Source organism: unidentified bacterial endosymbiont (assembly GCF_918797525.1).
Taxonomy (GTDB): domain Bacteria; phylum Pseudomonadota; class Gammaproteobacteria; order Enterobacterales; family Enterobacteriaceae; genus Enterobacter.
The window spans coordinates 3085432-3105212 of the sequence record NZ_OU963893.1; the positions used below are offsets into that span (position 1 = coordinate 3085432).

The following is a 19781-nucleotide window of genomic DNA, read 5'->3' on the forward strand; positions in this document are numbered from 1 at the left end:
GAATAAGCCTGGTAAAATACGGGCTTATGAACGACACCTCTTCTGACGACATCCTTCTGCTGAAACAGCGCCTGGCCGAACAGGAAGCGCTGAACCGCGCCCTGCTGGAAAAGCTGGCCGACCGGGAACGCGAAATAGACCATCTGCAGGCGCAACTGGATAAGCTGCGCCGGATGAACTTCGGCAGTCGTTCCGAAAAGGTATCCCGCCGTATCGCGCAGATGGAAGCTGACCTGAACCGGCTGCAGCAGGAAAGCGATACGCTGACCGGTCGGGTTGATGATCCGGCGGTGCAGCGCCCGCTGCGTCAGACCCGCACCCGCAAACCGTTCCCTGAGTCACTCCCCCGTGATGAAAAGCGGTTGTTACCCACAGAGTCCTGTTGCCCGGAGTGCGGTGGTTCGCTGAGCTACCTGGGTGAGGATGCCGCCGAACAGCTGGAGCTGATGCGCAGCGCCTTCCGGGTTATCCGGACAGTACGTGAAAAGCATGCCTGCCGTCGGTGCGATCGCATCGTTCAGGCCCCGGCGCCTTCGCGCCCCATCGAACGGGGTATCGCCGGACCGGGGCTGCTGGCCCGCGTGCTGACCTCAAAGTATGCAGAGCACACACCGCTGTATCGCCAGTCGGAGATCTATGCCCGCCAGGGTGTGGTGTTGAGTCGTTCTGTACTGTCGGGCTGGGTGGATGCGTGTTGTCGTCTGCTGGCACCGCTGGATGAAGCCCTTCAGGACTATGTCCTGACCGACGGCAAACTCCATGCTGACGATACGCCTGTCCCGGTGCTGTTGCCGGGTAATAAGAAGACGAAGACCGGGCGCTTATGGACGTACGTTCGCGACGACCGCAACGCCGGCTCAGCGCTGGCCCCCGCAGTGTGGTTCGCTTACAGCCCGGACAGAAAAGGTATCCACCCTCAGACCCATCTTGCAGGCTTCAGTGGCGTACTGCAGGCTGATGCCTACGCCGGGTTCAACGAGCTCTACCGCGACGGTCATATAAAGGAAGCCGCGTGCTGGGCCCATGCCCGGCGTAAAATCCATGATGTTCACGTTCGCACTCCCTCAGCGCTCACAGATGAAGCGCTGAAACGGATAGGCGAGTTGTATGCCATCGAAGCGGATATCAGGGGAATGCCAGCAGAACAGCGGCTTGCTGAACGCCAGTTAAAAACGAAAGCGCTTCTTAAATCACTGGAAAACTGGCTGCGTGAAAAAGTGAAAACCCTGTCGCGACACTCAGAGCTGGCAAAAGCGTTCACCTATGTACTGAACCAGTGGCAGGCGTTGACATACTACGCAGACGACGGCTGGGCTGAAGCCGATAACAATATCGCTGAAAATGCGCTGCGGACGGTCAGTCTGGGGCGTAAAAACTGGCTGTTCTTCGGCTCAGACCACGGTGGTGAGCGGGGAGCGCTGCTGTACAGTCTGATCGGGACGTGCAAACTGAATGGAGTAGCTCCAGAACGTTACCTTCACCATATCCTTGACGTCATTGCTGACTGGCCGGTAAACCGGGTTGGTGAACTGCTGCCGTGGCGGATCACACTGCCTGCCGAATAACCCATCCTCGTCACGTCAATACGGTTCGCGCTATACGCTTACGGTGAATCTATCTACCAAAGTTAATAGATTTCTCAAATTTAGAGTTCGATATACATATCCATGCAGCGTAGATCTGTTTGCGCAAGCCTTGATGGTGATGAACTTTCCTTGATAAACATAAAGCCATGCTTTTCATAAAATGTTTGTGCATTTGGTGTTGAGGACATGATCAACTGTTTCAGACCTCGTTTAATTGCCTCATATTTAATTGTTTCAATAACCAGGCTGGCCAGACCTTTACCAAAATAATCTGGCAATGTAAAAATAGCCTCTACACTTCCTGATGCAAGATCCAGGTATCCCGTGGCAACGAGTTCGGCATCAGGCGTCTCGACGACAAAGAAAGGGTTTGCCGTTATAACCTCTCTGTAATGTTCAGGCATAGCTTCAGGCGTCCAGGCCTCAAGCACCCTGGCGCTATAACTGAGCTTACACCCCTCGCGGATAGATAGATTCCTTATATTCCAACATTCCTCTGCCTCTTCTGGTACAGCAAGTCTGATTTTCATTTTTTTCTTCCGTTTCGTCGCTATCATCTCTATTAGATTTATCATGAAACGGCTTCGTTTCAACATCTGTGCCTATCAAAAGAGTAAAGTCCGTTTCTGGCACAAAGCGGATCTATTGAGGAGTCGTGAGGTCTATTGCGGGCGAGGCGCGGACGCTTAACTCTGGCTTGATAAAATCACATTAGAATTGAACAGTTGTCACTATCCGACAATGGGCATTGAATCAAAGGCCGAATATAGCCTCAATTTCTATTGAGAGGTCAGGTGAGAAGAGGCGGCTGACTTCGACGAGCGAACTGGCTGGCAAATGATCAACATAATTTCGATACAGTACTTTGCGTAGCTCATTGAGCGCCTCAAAAGAGGTGATGAAGATGGTCACTTTGATTAGCGCCGAAAAATCTGTACCTTCCACGCTGGCGATTTTTCTGATTTGGATGAATATTTCTTCAGCCTGCTCAGCAATGCCCTGGTGTTGGGCTACTGTGCCAAATGCCGTCATGCCAGAAATATAGAGCGTGTTACTATGCTTTACTGAATGAACATAAGGGGCCTTTACTTCGCCTATTTCAGAATAATTTTTTCTTATTAGATTGCTCATACCAATGATCCTTTTTGAAGGAGAACAAGCCACAACCTTACCATTCCATTGTGAATATTTGACGTTGATTGGCATAACATAAAGTATGCGACGTCCTCTGGCACAAAGCCGACTGCCATATCTATCTACGGCCAGAATAATAACCTAGAGTGTGATGCACATAGCATTTTTAATCAGGTGTATCATTTGGGGCCTTTTTGAGGGCCTCATTTCAATTTTAGAAATCAAATCAATTTAAATTCAATATGATACATACAAATCCGCATCCAGTCAGAGGAGCCAAATCCCTGTTTTCAGGCGTATTTATAAATCCCTATCCAATTAGGTTTCAATAAGTTAGCGTGAAAATCTTTCCCGATGCGTATCTGGTTTTCCCTGCGCATCCGGCGAAATTGGTGGTCTGATTTGGGGTCATTTCAGTTCGATAATGGAGTGACCACCATATGTCCCTTTCCGACGCGAAAATCCGTAGTATCAAGCCTTCTGATAAACCCTTTAAACTGACCGATTCTCAGGGTCGGTATCTGCTTGTCAATCCGGGCGGTTCACGCCTCTGGTATCTCAAATATCGCTTCAACCGAAAAGAATCCCGCATTGCGTTAGGCTCGTACCCGCAAGTTTCGCTATCCGGCGCTCGTCAACAGCGCGATGGTATCCGTAAGCGGCTCGACTACATCCCGGCGCAGTTCGTGGTAAAACGTTATGTCCGCCCACAGTATGGTTGCGACGGCTGCCAGCGCGTGGTGTCGGGCAGCCTTCCCGCACAGATTATCCCGAAAGGCATTCCTGAAGCGGGTCTGGTGGCACATACCGCCCGCGCCCGTCGCCGTGCCCCAGATCCATCGCCGTCATTGCCAGCGCTTCCTTCTCACACAATCCCTGCGACAGATAATGGCGGATCGCATCCTGCGCCCACGCATAGCGTAACGAGTGTGGAGAATACACGCCTGTTAAACCAATACGTGACGCCTGGCTGTGCCAGTATTTCATCGCACTTCTGAGATCCGGTTTATCGAGCAACCTGTCATGAAGGTCTTCTGAGACAGATAACGCATTATCGAGTGCCTTTCTGACCGCCACTGCATCAAGAACAACAGTTTCTCGCGGGCGTCCGCCTTTGGTGCCAGACACCACCGTTAACCGGGGTTCTTCGCGCTCCAGAGCCTGCCGCCATGTAAAGGGCTGCGTGCGTCACTTTCCCGCTCTGCGCGGCTAAAGTGACGCACGGGACGGGTGCAGTACAAAAATAATAATATCTGGTGCAGTCTGACGGTCACGCGGCAGCAAAGCCTTCGGCAATGCAGGCCGCTGCCCGTCAGGTAAAAGGCACTGATTGTCAGCAGGTGCGGATTTAGCCGGATAAATTCCGGCAGGTCGCGAAGGCAAGTACAGTGATCTGGCGCTGTGAGTAGTGAAAAAAATGAATCGCGCAGAAAAAGGGATAATTAAAATAATCTGATAATACCGATACACCTCACAAAATTCGTATGCAAAAGACTTTTTAATTAACACCACCCTGAAAGCGCATTATTTACATTCACCCATCAAATAAATAAGAAATATAAATAATCACAAGTTATTTTACTGGTCAGGAACTTACTATATGGAATTTCGTAATCTGACGCCATTCTCAGCGATGGAATATGCGATGGACGATACACGCGGGAAACGGTATCACGTCATTGCCATAAAAACCGGTTTCCGGCTTGTGCAGGATGCTGATGGTCAGTGGCAGACCATGCTGATGGAATATCCTGCGCTACCGTTAAGTGTGGAAGATAAATTTTCCGGGGAAATGAATGCTTCTCCGGTTGTGCACGAAAGCGATCTCGCGCCTCTGAAACCCGCCTGCGATATGATTGTCAACGGAACAGCTCACACGCCGGATGGCACTGCCATACCCGAAATGTCTGTAAAACCCCGATGGGCCCCGCCACGCCCCCCGTCCCTTATCCTGTCACCGCCAGCCTGGGTGATGCGGTGCAGGTTGTCCCGTCAGTCAAAGCGAACGGACATCCGGTGCTGGTACTGGATCAAAGTTTCGTTCCCGCGACAAAAGGCGATGGGCCGGGTGTGGCTAAGGGAGTGAAAAGCGGTACGGTGGGTGATATCTGCGAACCGCTGGAACACAGCAGCACCTTCAGAGTCGGCGGCAAGCCCGTTCTGCGTCACTTTGATACGTTCTGGATGAACGCCAGAAACACCACCGATCATTATCGGCCAGCCACCCGCCGCCAGTGTGATGGCAAAAGAGGCAGACCCGGAAATCAGGCCTGAAACTGCGGAAGAGCAGACGTTTATGGACACGCTGTCCCGTGCTTATGAACACGAAGCTGAGTCACGGCGGCTGGCGGCGCAGGTAATTAAGCAATCAGTCACTCATTTTTTTACCGATCATACTCCTGATGGCGTGATGAACAGCCAGGCTACTGGCGCAATGCTCAACGCCGCTGCCCGTTACAACACCACGCCGGAAGCCGCGCAAAGTCTGTTCATGGCTTTTTCGCTGAGAACTGCCGGGGGGCAGACATGGATGGCGCCATCATAAAAGGGAAGGGAAAAGGAAAGGCCGGACAGGGGGAAGAGTTTGAGAGTGACTTCCTGACGTGCCGCAGCGATCCGGTTGATGTGGTGAGCGGCAGCCTGCTCCAGCAGCTTAATGTCCTGCACATTCCAGGTTCTGTCCCGCTCGGACTGTCACGGTTTTACCGCTCACGCGCCAGGAAAAAGGGGCTTTTTGGCAGCATGTGGTCAGATGACTGGTCCCAGTCGCTGACGTTACAAAGCGATAATCTGTGTTTTACCGACCATGAAGGGGTGGTGCTCCGTTACCCTATTCCCCGGGACGGTATTTTTCACGGGGCCGTGAATTCCCGTCAGACGCGTTACCGGTTATCCGGTATCATGCGCAGTGAGCTCACCCTCTTTGACCGCCGCTCACAGCAGACGCGAGTTTTTTCTCCGGCAGACGCCGGTATTTACTTACTGTCTGCCATCCACGACAGCTACGGCAACCGGATTGATTTTCTGTACACAGGCGGTCTTCTGACGGATATCCGCCACAGCGATGGCTACACGCTCTAAACTTTACCGTCTTTGATTCCCTTAACCACCTGTTTCGCCTGATAAAGCTGCTCGCGCAGCTCCTGCACTTCGTTACCGTCAGCGATGATGGTCAGGCACCCCTCCGTAATCCTCACCGTCACGCCCCGCCCGGTCTCAAATCCCGCCTCCTTTAACCAGTCGGCCTTAAGGTGCAGGCTGGGGCTGCGTGAATATCCGGTGGGAATTTTGGTATTACGACTGGTGTGGGATACTTACAGTTAGCGACTTCCCCCCTCTTTAACTGCCTCGATAAATGCGCCTAAACTGCCCTTTTCAAGATGCTTCGATTCAAACGCAGACAATCCGGCATCGATGATTTCAACAAGCTCTAAACCGTTTTCATGTGCTACCCTACCCGCCGTTTCCAACTGTCGTTGCAATGATGAACCTTTTGCCTGTTTATCACTTGACCAACGTATATAAATGTACAGTTTGCGTTTTTCCATGGGAGTACCTAATGAACACATCAGAAGAAAGCCAAAAAACAGATTTTAAAAGGTTTCCCCGTTTAGTGTTAGCCAAAGGGCGCGATAAGTCATTACTGCGCCGCCATCCTTGGGTGTTCTCCGGTGCGGTTGCCCGTATGGAAGATAAAGCCAGCCTCGGTGAAACCATCGATATCGTTGACCATCAGGGGAAATGGTTAGCTCGCGGCGCATACTCGCCAGCGTCCCAGATCCGCGCGCGCGTCTGGACGTTTGATAAAGATGAAACCATTGATATCGATTTCTTCGTGCGTCGCTTGCAGCAGGCGCAGCAGTGGCGTGAATGGCTGGCAAAACGTGACGGGCTGGACAGCTACCGTCTGATTGCCGGTGAGTCTGATGGCCTTCCGGGCGTAACCATCGATCGCTTCGGCCAATTCCTCGTACTGCAATTGCTAAGCGCAGGGGCAGAATATCAGCGTGCCGCGCTGATTAACGCCCTGCAGTCGCAGTTCCCCGAATGTGCGATTTACGACCGCAGCGATGTGGCGGTTCGTAAAAAAGAGGGTATGGAGCTGACGCAAGGCCCGGTGACCGGCGAAATGCCGCCAGCCCTGCTGCCTATAGAAGAACACGGTATGAAGTTGCTGGTGGACATTCAGGGCGGCCACAAAACGGGTTACTATCTCGACCAGCGTGACAGCCGTCTGGCGACGCGCCAGTACGTTGCCGATAAACGCGTGCTCAACTGCTTCTCTTACACAGGCGGTTTCGCCGTATCCGCGCTAATGGGCGGCTGCGCTAAGGTCGTCAGCGTGGATACATCACAGGAAGCGCTGGATGTGGCGAAACAAAACGTCGCGCTGAATAAGCTGGATCTCAGCAAAGCTGAATTTGTTCGTGATGACGTATTTAAACTGCTGCGTAAATACCGCGACCAGGGTGAGAAATTCGATGTTATCGTGATGGATCCGCCTAAATTTGTTGAAAATAAAAGTCAGCTGATGGGCGCCTGCCGGGGCTATAAAGATATCAACATGTTGGCTATCCAGCTGCTGAACCCGGGCGGTGTGTTGCTGACCTTCTCCTGCTCTGGCCTGATGACCACCGATTTATTCCAGAAAATTATCGCTGATGCCGCAATAGATGCGGGTCGTGATGTACAATTTATAGAGCAGTTCCGTCAGGCAGCCGACCATCCCGTGATCGCTACCTACCCGGAAGGACTGTATCTGAAAGGGTTTGCCTGTCGCGTCATGTAACTTGAAATGAGAAATATTGCCCACACATAACATGTATGTAATGTTTCCCGGGAGGTGACTATGATTGCCAGCAAATTCGGTATCGGCCAGCAGGTTCGCCACACTTTGCTTGGATATTTGGGTGTGGTCGTGGATATCGACCCGGAGTATTCCCTTGATAAGCCGTCAGCAGACGAACTGGCGGTTGACGTAGCGCTGCGTGCTGCGCCCTGGTACCATGTGGTTATGGAAGCTGATGACGGACAACCCGTTCACACCTATCTTGCCGAAGCGCAACTGAGCAGTGAACTGCAGGATGAGCATCCGGAACAACCCTCGATGGATGAGCTTGCTCAGACAATCCGCAAACAGTTGCAGGCCCCTCGCCTGAGGAACTAAGCGTGTAAGAAAAGCCCGACTCCGGGCTTTTTTTATTTCGCCAGCCCAAGCCGCGGGATGTCTATCGCCGGGCAGCGATCCATCACCACGTTCAGCCCGGCATCCTGCGCCAGCACCGCCGCCTGTTCGTTGATCACCCCAAGCTGCATCCACAACGTCTTCGCACCGATGGCGATGGCCTCCTGTGCCACGCCCCAGGCGGCCTCTGAATTACGGAAGACATCCACCATATCCACCCTCTCAGGGATATCCGCAAGCGTCGCGTAGCCTTGCTGCCCCAGCAGGGATTTGCCCGCCACTTTCGGGGAGACAGGGATGACGTGGTAGCCCTGATCGAGAAGGTATTTCATTACCCTATAGCTTGGACGATCCGGTTTATCGCTCGCCCCTACCAACGCAATAGTGCGTGTGGACGTCAAAATCCCGGCAATATCGTTCTCTTTCATGGTTTTCCTCCTGGCTTTTTTCAAAGTGTACGCCATAGCAGGCTTCTCAACCATCTTTGCCATACGGATGGAGGAGGGCAAAGCAGACAGCATTGAGCTGGATAACGGGCCGCATCAGGGGGGGGGCAGGTAGAGAAAACCCTCCGCCTTGCGGATCCTGAGCAACGGTTAAATTTCTGGTTCCAGCAGGCCGCTCCCGACCCCCGGACCCGCTTTTGCGGTGGATGAAGCAACAACCTTCGTCGTAAGCCACATTTTTATTCCCTTTCTCTTGCAGCATCAGGCGGTTCCCGTCATCGTGTAGCCAGTTAACCTGACGGACAAAATTATGGAACTGACAACACGTACGCTTCCGGAACGCAAACATATTGCACTGGTTGCCCACGATCACTGTAAACAAATGCTGCTTGACTGGGTTCGCCGCCATCAGTCTTTGCTTGAACAACACACCCTCTCGGCGACCGGCACAACCGGTAACCTTATCCATCGAGAGACCGGTCTCGACGTCAACGCGATGATGAGCGGGCCGATGGGCGGCGATCAGCAGGTTGGCGCCCGGATCGCAGAAGGAAAAATTGATGTGCTGATTTTTTTCTGGGATCCGCTGAATGCGGTTCCGCACGACCCGGATGTCAAAGCGCTGCTGCGCCTTGCCACCGTCTGGAATATTCCCGTCGCCACCAATCTGTCGACGGCAGATTTCATCATCGAGTCACCGCAATTCAACGCGCCGGTGGAGATCTTAATCCCGGATTATCAGCAGTATTTGGCTGAACGACTGAAGTAGCCTTTTTGCCCGGTGGCGCTACGCCTGCCGGGCCTGGTTAAGGCTTCCGGGCTATCGGCACGTCAAGGCTTTTCAGGATATCGACGAACACGGATGGCTGCTCTTTATTGAATAATAGCCATACGCGATGGCGTGCGCGGGTGATCGCCACGTACAACAAACGCCGCTCTTCTGCGTCTGGAAAATCTTCCGCCGCTGGCAGTAACGCCTGCTCCATGACCGACTCGCGGGCCGGTGCCGGGAAACCGTCGCTCCCCTCTCTTAGCCCCAGCACAAGCACGTAATCTGCCTGCTGACCTTTGCTGGCGTGAAGGGTCATAAAATCGAGCTGCAGCGTCGGCCAGCGGGTAGCTGCCTTATCCAGCGCCGCTGGTTTGAGATGGTGATAACGCGCCAGCACCAGAATACGCTCATCCGGCCTGGCGTAACCGCTGAGTTTATCGAGCAGCGGCTCGAGCTGGTCATCAGCTAACAGGGTGACCGCTTTTTTATCGCCCGGCGTCAGGCTATTTAGCGGCTTCACCAGCTGGTGCGGGTTTTGCTGAATAAAACGGTTAGCGATTTCTCCAATTCGTCCATTGAAGCGGTAGGTGGTGTCCAGATCGCTGCAATCGCCCTCACCGAAATAGTGGTGGAACATCGTTGTCAATGAGAGCTGTGCCCCGCTAAAACGGTAAATCGCCTGCCAGTCATCACCCACCGCAAACAGCGAGGTGTGTTTATTCTGGGCGCGAAGCGCTGAAAGCAAGGCGGCTCGCTGGGGAGAGATGTCCTGAAACTCATCCACCAGAATGTGTTTCCACGGGCTGACGAAGCGCCCTTTCTCGAGGATGTTAATGGCCTGATGGATTAGGCCGGAGAAATCAACCGCATTTTCATCCTTCAGGGTCGTTTTCCAGGCTTTTAGCATCGGCGCCAGTAATTTGACGCGCTTTGAAAACACGGCACGGATCGCCTCCGGCGCGCTTTCAATCATCTCTGCCTGAGAGCCGCCATGCATGCGCAGCAGGCTCACCCAACGGTCGAGACGGGAACCCAGCCGCCGGGCCAGTTTGTCATCCTGCCAGAAGCTGCCCTCCGGCACCTCCCAACTCAGCTCTTCCTCCAGCCACTGACGCCAACCTTTTACCTGCGCCTTTTTCTCACTGCACTGCTGCCGCCACGTTTTTATGAACAGCGCCTGGCGCGCCTGAGCGTCGTTTTCCAGTTTGCTGACGGAAGGCACTTTCTTGCTGCCCTGCGCAATAATGTGCAGGGCAAGCGCATGGAAAGTTCTGGCGGTGATATCCTGGGTATGCAGACGTTCCTGTATGCGTTCGTCCATCTCCTGCGCCGCCTTGCGACCAAAAGCCAGCAGCAAAATTTGATCGGCAACGGCCTCGCCGGTGGTCAGTAACCAGCCCGCACGCGCCACCAGTACCGACGTTTTCCCGCTCCCGGCCCCGGCAAGCACCAGCAAGGACTGCTCACCGTTAACTACGGCGCGAGCCTGCGCAGGGTTAAGCGGTGATGATTCGATAGTGTTGAAGAAATCAGCGTATTGACTGAGCATGGCGTCAGCCCAGGCCTGGTTGTGCGCCAGTCGGCTTTTATCAACGTCATTGAGCCACGCCTGACACCGGTTCCAGGCGTCACGGCAGTGTTCAAATTCATCGAGACGCGCTACGGGTAACGGCAGCGCGCTTAGCGCCTGCCTGATTTTTTGTTGCAATCCTGCGGTCTGCTGACGCGTGAGCCATTTTTGTTGTTGGTCACTCTGTGCTATCTCATCCACCACCTGCTGCAGTACCTGGGCTGCAATAACGCTCATCTCATGGCTCCACTTCTGCCAAAGCGTAGTGAGATGATGGTGAAACTGCTGAGTTTCTGACCATTCGGTACCGTGGAGGCGCACCACTTGCTCCGCTGGCAAAACGAACTCCAGTTCACCCCACACCAGCCCGCGTTTACAGTGAATGGCCAGAAGTTGATTAAAAGGAATGAGATATTCGTGGCGTTCACCGGAGACTTTCACCCCCGCATTGAGAAGGACAACCTTGTCATAAGGGTGTTGCGCCAGACGTTTGCCCATTGAAGTTGCTTTCAGTTCCATATCCAGCCGGATCCACGAAGAGATAATGTGTCTGATAGTTTAACTGCCAGTTTTAAGGTGCTCCAGCCTAAAAAAACGTTACAATCACCTGGCGTTAATCATATCGAAAGGAACTGAGGGTTTATGCGTACCGTTCTGAATGTTTTGAATTTTGTCCTTGGCGGTTTTGCCACCACTCTTTCCTGGCTTTTTGCCACGCTGGTGAGCATTGTGCTCATTTTTACCCTTCCGCTCACGCGCTCCTGCTGGGAGATAACCAAACTGTCTCTCATTCCTTACGGAAATGAAGCGATTCACGTCGATGAACTGAACCCGGGAAGCAAAAACGCGCTGATGAATACGGGCGGAACCCTGTTGAACATACTCTGGCTGATTTTCTTCGGCTGGTGGTTGTGCCTGCTGCATATTTTTACCGGTATCGCCCAGTGCATGACGATCGTGGGTATTCCGGTGGGAATTGCAAATTTTAAAATTGCCGTCATTGCGCTGTGGCCCGTTGGGCGCCGGGTGGTATCCGTGGAAGTAGCACAGGCGGCGCGTGAAGCAAATGCACGTCGTCGTTTTCAGTAAATAAGGATTCGCCGCGCTTATGCTAAGCCCACTGATACGCCGTTACACCGGGAACAGCACCTGGCTGTACAACGTCAGGATTTTTATAGCCCTTAGCGGCACTGTTGCCCTGCCGTGGTGGATGAATGACGTCAGGTTGACTATTCCGCTCACCCTGGGCGTGGTGGCCGGTGCGCTTGCCGATCTCGACGATCGTCTGGCCGGACGTCTGCGTAATCTCGTTATCACGCTTGTCTGTTTTTTTATTGCTTCCGCTTCTGTCGAACTGCTGTTCCCCTGGCCGTGGCTGTTTGCCCTGGGCCTGACGCTTTCAACCAGCGGTTTTATCCTGCTTGGCGGGCTGGGACAACGTTACGCCACTATCGCCTTTGGCGCCCTGCTGATTGCCATTTACACGATGCTGGGAGTGTCACTTTACGATCAGTGGTATCAGCAACCCGTTCTGCTGTTGCTGGGTGCTATCTGGTATAACCTGCTGACCTTAACCGGCCACCTCATCTTCCCGGTGCGCGCGCTGCAGGATAACCTCGCCCGCTGCTATGAGCAGTTAGCCCACTATCTTGAGCTTAAATCCAGGCTGTTCGACCCGGATATTGAAGAGGAGAGCCAGGCGCCGCTCTACGATCTGGCGCAGGCAAACCGGCAACTGGTCGCGACGCTTAACCAGACTAAAGCCTCGCTGCTCACCCGCCTGCGCGGCGATCGGGGCCAGCGCGGAACGCGAAGAACGCTGCACTACTACTTTGCCGCCCAGGATATTCATGAACGCGCCAGCTCGTCGCACGTGCAGTACGCCGCCTTGCGGGAAAAGTTTCGCTATAGCGATGTCATGTTCCGCTTCCAGCGCCTGTTGTCGATGCAGTCCCAGGCGTGCCAACAGCTGGCGCGCTCAATATTGCTCCGCACGCCCTACCAGCACGATCCACGTTTTGAACATGCTTTTAGCCACCTTGATGCGGCGCTGGATCGCGTTCAGGCCAGCGGAACATCGCCGGAACACATCAAAGCGCTTGGCTATTTGCTTAATAACCTGCGGGCCATTGATGCGCAGTTGGCCACCATTGAGTCTGAACAGGCGATAGCGCTACCGGGTAATGAAGCGGAGAATCAGCTTGCGGATGATAGCGTCCACAGTTTTAGCGATATGTGGCTGCGGCTGAGCCGCAATTTCACGCCGGAATCCGCCCTGTTTCGTCATGCGGTAAGAATGTCACTGGTGCTGTGCGTGGGCTATGCGTTTATCCAGATAACCGGTTTACACCACGGCTACTGGATCCTGCTGACCAGCCTGTTTGTCTGCCAGCCAAACTATAACGCCACCCGGCACCGTCTCGCCCTGCGTATTATCGGTACGCTGGTGGGGGTCGCCATCGGGTTACCGGTACTCTGGTTCGTGCCCTCTGTCGAAGGGCAGCTTATTCTTATCGTGATAACCGGCGTGCTCTTTTTCGCCTTCCGCAATGTGCAGTACGCCCACGCCACAATGTTCATCACGCTGTTAGTCTTGCTGTGCTTTAACCTGCTGGGCGAAGGATTTGAAGTCGCCCTGCCCCGCATAATCGATACGCTGATTGGCTGCGCGATTGCCTGGGCTGCCGTGAGTTTTATCTGGCCTGACTGGCGTTTTCGTAATTTACCGCGTGTGCTGGACAGGGCGATGAATGCCAACTGCCGGTACCTGGATGCCATCCTTGAGCAGTACCATCAGGGACGTGATAACCGCCTGGCTTACCGCATTGCTCGCCGCGATGCGCATAACAGCGATGCGGAACTGGCCTCTGTGGTCTCTAACATGTCTACCGAACCGCGCGCCACGACGGACATTCGGGAGACGGCTTTCCGCCTGCTGTGCCTTAATCATACCTTCACCAGCTATATCTCTACGCTTGGGGCCCACCGCGAACAACTGACCAACCCGAGAATACTTGCCTTACTGGATGACGCCGTGTGCTATGTAGATGACGCGCTTCATCATCTCCCCGCCGATGCGCCGCGTGCTAAACAGGCGCTGGATGAACTGGCGCAACGTATTGCGCACCTGGATCCGGGTAGCGACAGCAAAGCGCCGCTGGTACTCCAGCAGATTGGTCTGCTCATCGCTCTGCTGCCAGAAATTTGCCGGTTAAGACAGCAAATTGCTACCTTGAAGGGCGATGCTCCTGTGGCTCAGGAAGTGCATTAAACCACTCGGTCAGCTCCCGGCGGATGAGCGCAGGGAGCGCCGCTTCATGTAACCCCTCGATGGCCCCCTCAAGAGCAAACAGGACCTTAATGCTGAGATCTTTGTTCTTCGCCCACATCTTCAGCCAGCATGTTCTGGCGCCTAATTCGCGCAGGGTTTCCACATTGGTTATGCCAGCTTCGCAAAGCAGAACCTCGAGCTGAAACGTCAGGTTTGGCAGATCTTTAAGCCGGTTTCGCTGGTGGCGCCGATAGCGCTCTTCTCTTGCCGCGTCCAGGGCATAAGACGAGAGCTGAAGCAGCCGCTCTCGATCCTGCCAGAGTCCAGCATCCACGCGATAATAGTTCAGCAGTACCGGACGTCCCCGCTTCATGAGTGTCAAAAAAGAGGACGCGTGTTTTACACAGTATTTGGCACTCTCTTCACAGGCTCGCAGATAAAGTTCGCCGTCGGATACCATCGCGAAGACCGCATCATCCACGGCAAGGGTATAACCACCAAATAGCGCGCGATGATGAATTTCGCCTAACGGCGAGAGGTATTCTTGCGATTTATAAATCCGTTCATAAGATATCTTTTTCATGATATTCCCTATATAAATCATACAATAACATCAGAGTTTCTTACTAGCGGATCCGTTAGCAGGAAAATAGGCAACTTATTGCCGATGAGCAAGATGATTTTTCCAGGCACGACAATATTCAATGAAATTTGCGAGTCGCTTTCCGAAAATGAGGTTGATCTTTATGCATACAGGGGTTACTGTATATCCATACAGTAACCACAGGCTGGAATGAATATGCACACTTCAGGCTATGCAAAATGCTCAACATCTCTCTCTTCTACCGCAGGCAGTGTTGCGCAAAATTCCGTCGGCCGCGACTCGACAGGTCTTATCAGTGAAGTGGTTTACCGCGAAGACCAGCCTTTGTTGACCCAACTCCTGTTACTGCCGTTATTACAACAGCTTGGCCAGCAGTCGCGCTGGCAACTCTGGCTGACGCCGCAGCAAAAATTGAGCCGGGAATGGGTTCAATCTGCGGGCCTGCCGCTCACCAAAGTCATGCAAATCAGTCAGCTCTCTCCGTGCGATACGGTCGAGTCGATGATCCGCGCGTTACGTACCGGAAATTACAGTGTGGTGATTGGATGGTTATCAGAGGACATGACGGAAGATGAACATTTTCGGTTAACCGAAGCGGCTGAAGAAGGTCACGCGATCGGGTTCATCATGCGACCAGTTCGCCTGGATTCCTATCGCAAAGGACAACTCTCCGGGTTAAAAATTCACTCGAATTTGTATCATTGAATAAATTTAAGAGTTTTCCTGGAATTTTTTTTGACCATAAGATGCCGATTTAGTTCCATGACCCCAAATCGCGGCAAGGCTTGTCTGGTGCGGTTCCTCCTAATTTTATTGAACAAAATATGTACAAAAAATGTTAAATAATAGGTATACGGAACTTTTTTTTTCATATGCCTGACAGAGTTCACACTTGTAAGTTTCTAGCTACGTTGTAGACTTTACATCGCCAGGGGTGCTCGGCCTAAGCCGAAGATATCGGTAGGTTTATATTTGACCACGCCCCCCGGTGAAGGATTTAACCGTGATTTCTCTACCGAGATCTTCATGGCAAATTTTGGATGATAACGAGGCGCAAAAAATGAAAAAGACAGCTATCGCGATTGCAGTGGCACTGGCTGGCTTCGCTACCGTAGCGCAGGCCGCTCCGAAAGATAACACCTGGTATGCAGGTGGTAAACTGGGCTGGTCTCAGTTCCATGACACCGGCTGGTACAACAGCACCCTGAACAACGATGGCCCGACTCATGAGAGCCAGCTTGGTGCAGGTGCGTTCGGTGGCTATCAGGTTAACCCGTATGTTGGTTTTGAAATGGGTTACGACTGGTTAGGTCGTATGCCATACAAAGGCGACACGACAAATGGCGCTTTCAAAGCTCAAGGCGTTCAGCTGACCGCTAAACTGGGTTACCCAATCACTGACGATCTGGACGTGTACACCCGTCTGGGCGGCATGGTTTGGCGTGCAGACTCCAGCAACAGCATCTCTGGCGACAACCATGACACCGGTGTTTCCCCAGTATTCGCTGGCGGCGTTGAGTGGGCTATGACCCGTGACATCGCTACCCGTCTGGAATACCAGTGGGTTAACAACATCGGTGACGGCAACACCGTTGGTGTTCGTCCAGATAACGGCATGCTGAGCGTGGGTGTTTCCTACCGTTTCGGCCAGCAGGAAGATGCAGCGCCAATCGTTGCTCCAGCGCCGGCTCCAGCGCCAGAAGTACAGACCAAGCACTTCACTCTGAAGTCTGATGTTCTGTTCACCTTCAACAAATCAACTCTGAAACCAGAGGGTCAGCAGGCTCTGGATCAGCTGTACACCCAGCTGAGCAACATGGATCCTAAAGACGGTTCTGTAGTTGTACTGGGCTTCACCGACCGTATCGGTTCTGACGCTTACAACCAGACTCTGTCCGAAAAACGTGCTCAGTCTGTTGTTGATTACCTGATCTCTAAAGGTATCCCAGCTAATAAGATCTCCCCACGCGGTATGGGCGAATCTAACCCAGTTACGGGTTCTACCTGTGACAACGTGAAACCTCGCGCTGCACTGATCGACTGTCTGGCTCCAGATCGTCGCGTTGAGATCGAAGTTAAAGGCATCAAAGACGTTGTAACTCAGCCAGCGGCATAAGTTAACGTCTTATAAAAAAAACCCGCATCGCGCTGAGGTATCCCCATAAACTCAGCGCTGATAAATCAGCACCATACTCTGGTAGGTTCTGGCGAAGTGGTTAAGAACAGCACTCAGCGCTGTTCTTTTAAAACTAGCGGAGAATGTCTCAGGATATTCTCCGCTAATGTCAGATATGAAATGACTCTTCTCGACTTCAGACTGTTCGCCTGATATCTCAGATGTAATCCTTTATTTTCAGCATGATAGCCCAATAACCACATCACTATACTCACCAGTGTTGCCAGCAGACTCAGTACAAGTAGACGGCCTGCTGAGTGGCTATGACTGGCCCTCACATCACCCATATTCTGCCCTGGCCAGCCGGAACTGGACGTTTTCCCGTATTCGGCCAATAAAATTCCAGCCCAGTGAACGGACATGACGGAACCATGCGCTCTGGAATCCGGCATCAGTGATGATGGTGAGAAGCCGGGTAAGGTTATGAAAAATAGCGGGGATATCGCGGTGTAAAGCCTCATTACCCAGCAGGCGGTCGATGCGCCCCGACTGAGCGCAGCAGTGGCATCAAGGATGGCACGCTGGCGATACTGATGAAATGGTGCCAGAGCATCGCGGGGTTTTTTATTGCCTGAAGAAAAGCAGAAAGCTACTTTTTGCCAATCAGAGCCTGAAGGTCATGCTTCAGTGTCGACATCTGGCTGGCGTACTTCTCTTTATGCTCAGCATCTTCAATCAGCTGCACCACCGTTTCCGAAAGCGTTTTCCCGCGCCGTTGTGCAAGCCCAGCCAAACGCTGCCACACCACAAACTCCAGATCGATTGATTTTTTGCGGGTATGCTGATGCTCAGCGTTGAAATGCCGTTTTCGACGGGCGCGAATAGTTTGCTTCATCCGGTTTAACAGTGATGGATTGATATGTTTTGCAATCCAGCTATTCACTCGTACCGGTTCATTTTCGAGGGTCAGCAAAATATCCACGGCGTCTTGTGCTGCGCTGGCTTCGATATGGCAGGTGATCAGCTCTCCTTCACGGTGCTTTTTGACCAGGTACTTCCATTTCCAGCCGCTTTCGAGATTTTCCAGTTGTTGATATTTCATTGCGATCTCAGTGTTACCACGTAACTCTGTTCAGAATATCAGTTTTTTAGCACTCTGCTGAAAAGAAATCATATCCTGTGAGTGATAGCAGCGTATCCCGCTATCGAAATCCCCGATCCTGCTTTGGTAGACCAGCCCGCTTACGGTATACTCCACGGTTTTACATCTAACTAAAAAACATCAACTTTGACCATTACGAAACTAGCATGGCGTGACCTTGTACCGGATACCGAAAGCTATCAGGAACGGTTTACACAGTCAGAACTCGCGCAAGAACACGAATTCATAATTAGTGATACACAACCGCGTTTGCATTATGCGCTGGAGCAGATGTTAAGCCCATGGGCAACCTCGCCCTTCATGCTGCTCAAAGCCCCGGAAGAAGCCGAATATGTGACGCTTCTCGGTGATGCCATGCGTCAGTTGCAGCCGCAGGAAGAGACCGTCTTCGGCGGCGAGTATCGTATCTCGGGGCGTGATGTAACCTTCACGATGGCAAAACAGCCTGATGATCGTTTTGCTGCCAAAGGTGAAGTGGTTACCGCTAACTGGGCCGAGGCAGAACAGCTCTTTGGTTGTCTGCGCCAGTTTAACGGCGAGTTGACCCTGCAGCCTGGGCTTGTTCACCGCGCCAATGGCGGTGTGCTCATCATTTCCCTGCGCACCCTGCTCTTGCAGCCGCTGCTGTGGATGCGCCTGAAAACGATTGTGAACCAACAACGCTTTGACTGGCCAGGCTATGACGAATCTCGTCCACTGCCTGTCTCCATTCCATCCATGCCGATGTCGTTGACCGTCGTGCTAACAGGCGATCGCCAATCGCTGGCTGATTTCCAGGAATTGGAGCCGGAACTGGCTGAACTTGCTGTCTACAGCGAATATGAAGACACCCTCCAGATTGCGGATGCCGACGATATGGCCCGGTGGGGCCAGTGGGTGCTGGCGGTGGCTGAACGCTTTGCGCTGCCTGTGCCTGCGGCTGACGCATGGTCAGGTTTGATCCGTGAAGCGGTTCGTTACACCGGCGATCAGGAGACGCTGCCGCTCTGCCCGCTGTGGATAGGTAAACAGCTACGCGAAGTGGGTGTTATCAGCGACGGGAATTCCTTCACCGGGGAACAGCTCGCCCGGATGCTCGCTCAGCGCGAATGGCGCGAAGGCTACCTTGCTGACCGGATGCAGGATGAAATTCTGCTGGAACAAATCCTGGTTGAGACCGAAGGCGAACGTATCGGGCAGATCAATGCGCTGTCGGTGATTGAGTTCCCGGGCCATCCACGCGCCTTCGGTGAGCCTTCCCGTATCAGCTGCGTTGTGCATATCGGGGATGGCGAGTTCACGGACATTGAGCGCAAAGCCGAGCTGGGCGGCAACATCCACGCTAAAGGCATGATGATTATGCAAGCGTTCCTGATGTCAGAGCTGCAGCTTGAACAGCAAATCCCTTTCTCCGCCTCGCTGACGTTTGAGCAGTCTTACAGCGAAGTCGATGGTGACAGCGCCTCTATGGCTGAACTGTGTGCTTTAATCAGCGCCCTGGCTGAAGTCCCAATTAACCAGAATATTGCGATTACCGGTTCAGTCGATCAATTCGGCCGTGCTCAACCGGTGGGCGGTCTGAATGAGAAAATTGAAGGCTTCTTTGCAATCTGCCAGCAGCGAGGGCTAAACGGTAAGCAAGGGGTAATTATTCCTGTACCTAACGTACGCCATTTAAGTCTCAGCCAGGCGCTCCTGGATGCGGTTGAACAGGAACAATTCGCTATCTGGGCCATCGAAGGAATTGAGGATGCACTACCCTTACTGACAAACCTGGACTGGGACGGTGAGGGGCAAACTACCCTGATGCAAACTATCCAGGAGCGCATTGAGCAGGCGACACAGCACGAAGCTCGCCATCGTTATCCGTGGCCGTTACGCTGGCTGGGTTGGTTTAGTCCGAACTGATCGGACTTGTTCAGCGTACACGTGTTAGCTATCCTGCGTCCTTCACTA

General features: G+C 53.0%; 21 protein-coding genes and 3 pseudogenes. 14 read left to right on the forward strand and 10 right to left on the reverse strand.

Annotated elements, in window-relative coordinates; all coding sequences use genetic code 11:
* Window positions 1-26: 26 nt before the first annotated feature.
* Complete coding sequence (gene tnpC / locus NL510_RS14735) at window positions 27-1565, forward strand: IS66 family transposase (RefSeq protein ID WP_253377880.1); 1539 nt, start codon at window positions 27-29, stop codon at window positions 1563-1565.
* 80 nt (window positions 1566-1645) lie between these two features.
* Here tnpC and NL510_RS14740 read toward each other — a convergent pair whose 3' ends face one another.
* Both NL510_RS14740 and NL510_RS14745 read right to left on the reverse strand, forming a co-directional pair.
* Window positions 1646-2116, reverse strand: a complete 471-nt coding sequence (locus NL510_RS14740; protein ID WP_253377881.1) for a GNAT family N-acetyltransferase — start codon at window positions 2114-2116, stop codon at window positions 1646-1648.
* Window positions 2117-2339: 223 nt separating this feature from the next.
* A complete protein-coding gene (locus NL510_RS14745; RefSeq protein ID WP_253377882.1) occupies window positions 2340-2717 on the reverse strand; it encodes a RidA family protein in 378 nt (125 codons plus the stop codon).
* A gap of 443 nt (window positions 2718-3160) precedes the next feature.
* Here NL510_RS14745 and NL510_RS23050 point away from each other — a divergent pair, with 443 nt between their 5' ends.
* Window positions 3161-3718: an Arm DNA-binding domain-containing protein gene (locus tag NL510_RS23050; protein WP_436298327.1), complete on the forward strand. Its 558-nt coding sequence runs from the start codon at window positions 3161-3163 to the stop codon at window positions 3716-3718.
* Here NL510_RS23050 and NL510_RS23055 read toward each other — a convergent pair.
* Window positions 3681-3851: pseudogene (locus NL510_RS23055) on the reverse strand (integrase domain-containing protein); the annotation flags it as partial. The gene NL510_RS23050 and the pseudogene NL510_RS23055 overlap by 38 nt on opposite strands.
* Window positions 3852-4365: 514 nt before the next feature.
* Between NL510_RS23055 and NL510_RS14760 the strand changes: the two are divergent.
* The 4 genes and pseudogenes from NL510_RS14760 to NL510_RS14775 form a co-directional block, all read left to right on the forward strand.
* Window positions 4366-4575, forward strand: a pseudogene (locus NL510_RS14760) (DUF2169 family type VI secretion system accessory protein); the annotation flags it as partial.
* A gap of 65 nt (window positions 4576-4640) precedes the next feature.
* Window positions 4641-4994, forward strand: coding sequence for a DUF4150 domain-containing protein (locus NL510_RS14765; RefSeq protein WP_253377883.1), 354 nt, complete (start codon window positions 4641-4643; stop codon window positions 4992-4994).
* A 22-nt stretch (window positions 4995-5016) separates the two neighbouring features.
* Window positions 5017-5265, forward strand: coding sequence for a hypothetical protein (locus NL510_RS14770; RefSeq protein ID WP_253377884.1), 249 nt, complete (start codon window positions 5017-5019; stop codon window positions 5263-5265).
* Window positions 5247-5801, forward strand: a complete 555-nt coding sequence (locus NL510_RS14775; RefSeq protein ID WP_253377885.1) for a DUF6531 domain-containing protein — start codon at window positions 5247-5249, stop codon at window positions 5799-5801. Before NL510_RS14770 ends, NL510_RS14775 begins: the two co-directional genes overlap by 19 nt.
* Here the strand turns inward: NL510_RS14775 and NL510_RS14780 are convergent.
* Complete coding sequence (locus tag NL510_RS14780) at window positions 5798-6007, reverse strand: SymE family type I addiction module toxin (RefSeq protein ID WP_253384939.1); 210 nt, start codon at window positions 6005-6007, stop codon at window positions 5798-5800. The genes NL510_RS14775 and NL510_RS14780 overlap by 4 nt on opposite strands.
* Before the next feature lie 33 nt (window positions 6008-6040).
* Window positions 6041-6268 (reverse strand): recombinase family protein, encoded by a 228-nt coding sequence (locus NL510_RS14785; protein WP_253377886.1) that lies wholly within the window; start codon window positions 6266-6268, stop codon window positions 6041-6043.
* Between the two features lie 11 nt (window positions 6269-6279).
* Here NL510_RS14785 and rlmI point away from each other — a divergent pair, with 11 nt between their 5' ends.
* Both rlmI and hspQ read left to right on the forward strand, forming a co-directional pair.
* The gene (rlmI, locus tag NL510_RS14790; RefSeq protein WP_253377887.1) at window positions 6280-7509 is read left to right on the forward strand and encodes a 23S rRNA (cytosine(1962)-C(5))-methyltransferase RlmI; all 1230 of its coding nucleotides are present in this window, start codon (window positions 6280-6282) and stop codon (window positions 7507-7509) included.
* Between the two features lie 60 nt (window positions 7510-7569).
* A complete protein-coding gene (gene hspQ, locus NL510_RS14795; RefSeq protein WP_253377888.1) occupies window positions 7570-7887 on the forward strand; it encodes a heat shock protein HspQ in 318 nt (105 codons plus the stop codon).
* Window positions 7888-7919: 32 nt separating this feature from the next.
* Here the strand turns inward: hspQ and NL510_RS14800 are convergent, their stop codons facing one another.
* Window positions 7920-8333 (reverse strand): CoA-binding protein, encoded by a 414-nt coding sequence (locus NL510_RS14800; protein WP_253377889.1) that lies wholly within the window; start codon window positions 8331-8333, stop codon window positions 7920-7922.
* Window positions 8334-8661: 328 nt separating this feature from the next.
* On the opposite strand from NL510_RS14800, the gene mgsA reads away from it, so the two are divergent.
* Window positions 8662-9120, forward strand: coding sequence for a methylglyoxal synthase (gene mgsA, locus NL510_RS14805; RefSeq protein WP_253377890.1), 459 nt, complete (start codon window positions 8662-8664; stop codon window positions 9118-9120).
* A gap of 37 nt (window positions 9121-9157) precedes the next feature.
* Here the strand turns inward: mgsA and helD are convergent, their stop codons facing one another.
* Window positions 9158-11212: a DNA helicase IV gene (gene helD, locus NL510_RS14810; RefSeq protein ID WP_253377891.1), complete on the reverse strand. Its 2055-nt coding sequence runs from the start codon at window positions 11210-11212 to the stop codon at window positions 9158-9160.
* A gap of 123 nt (window positions 11213-11335) precedes the next feature.
* On the opposite strand from helD, the gene NL510_RS14815 reads away from it, so the two are divergent.
* Together NL510_RS14815 and yccS are read left to right on the forward strand one after the other, a co-directional pair.
* Window positions 11336-11782, forward strand: a complete 447-nt coding sequence (locus NL510_RS14815) for a YccF domain-containing protein (RefSeq protein ID WP_253377892.1) — start codon at window positions 11336-11338, stop codon at window positions 11780-11782.
* A 19-nt stretch (window positions 11783-11801) separates the two neighbouring features.
* Entirely contained in the window at window positions 11802-13964 is a 2163-nt protein-coding gene (gene yccS / locus NL510_RS14820) for a YccS family putative transporter (RefSeq protein WP_253377893.1), read from the forward strand.
* On the opposite strand, the gene NL510_RS14825 is transcribed toward yccS, so the two are convergent.
* Window positions 13921-14547: a TfoX/Sxy family DNA transformation protein gene (locus NL510_RS14825; protein ID WP_253377894.1), complete on the reverse strand. Its 627-nt coding sequence runs from the start codon at window positions 14545-14547 to the stop codon at window positions 13921-13923. The genes yccS and NL510_RS14825 overlap by 44 nt on opposite strands.
* A 216-nt stretch (window positions 14548-14763) precedes the next feature.
* Between NL510_RS14825 and sulA the strand changes: the two genes are divergently transcribed.
* Together sulA and ompA are read left to right on the forward strand one after the other, a co-directional pair.
* Complete coding sequence (gene sulA / locus NL510_RS14830; protein ID WP_253377895.1) at window positions 14764-15273, forward strand: SOS-induced cell division inhibitor SulA; 510 nt, start codon at window positions 14764-14766, stop codon at window positions 15271-15273.
* A 355-nt stretch (window positions 15274-15628) separates the two neighbouring features.
* Window positions 15629-16684 (forward strand): porin OmpA, encoded by a 1056-nt coding sequence (gene ompA, locus NL510_RS14835; RefSeq protein ID WP_253377896.1) that lies wholly within the window; start codon window positions 15629-15631, stop codon window positions 16682-16684.
* A 51-nt stretch (window positions 16685-16735) separates the two neighbouring features.
* Here ompA and NL510_RS14840 read toward each other — a convergent pair.
* Window positions 16736-17292: pseudogene (locus NL510_RS14840) on the reverse strand (transposase).
* 41 nt (window positions 17293-17333) lie between these two features.
* Complete coding sequence (matP, locus tag NL510_RS14845; RefSeq protein WP_253377897.1) at window positions 17334-17786, reverse strand: macrodomain Ter protein MatP; 453 nt, start codon at window positions 17784-17786, stop codon at window positions 17334-17336.
* A 186-nt stretch (window positions 17787-17972) separates the two neighbouring features.
* On the opposite strand from matP, the gene NL510_RS14850 reads away from it, so the two are divergent.
* Window positions 17973-19733, forward strand: a complete 1761-nt coding sequence (locus NL510_RS14850; RefSeq protein WP_253377898.1) for an AAA family ATPase — start codon at window positions 17973-17975, stop codon at window positions 19731-19733.
* Window positions 19734-19781: the final 48 nt, after the last annotated feature.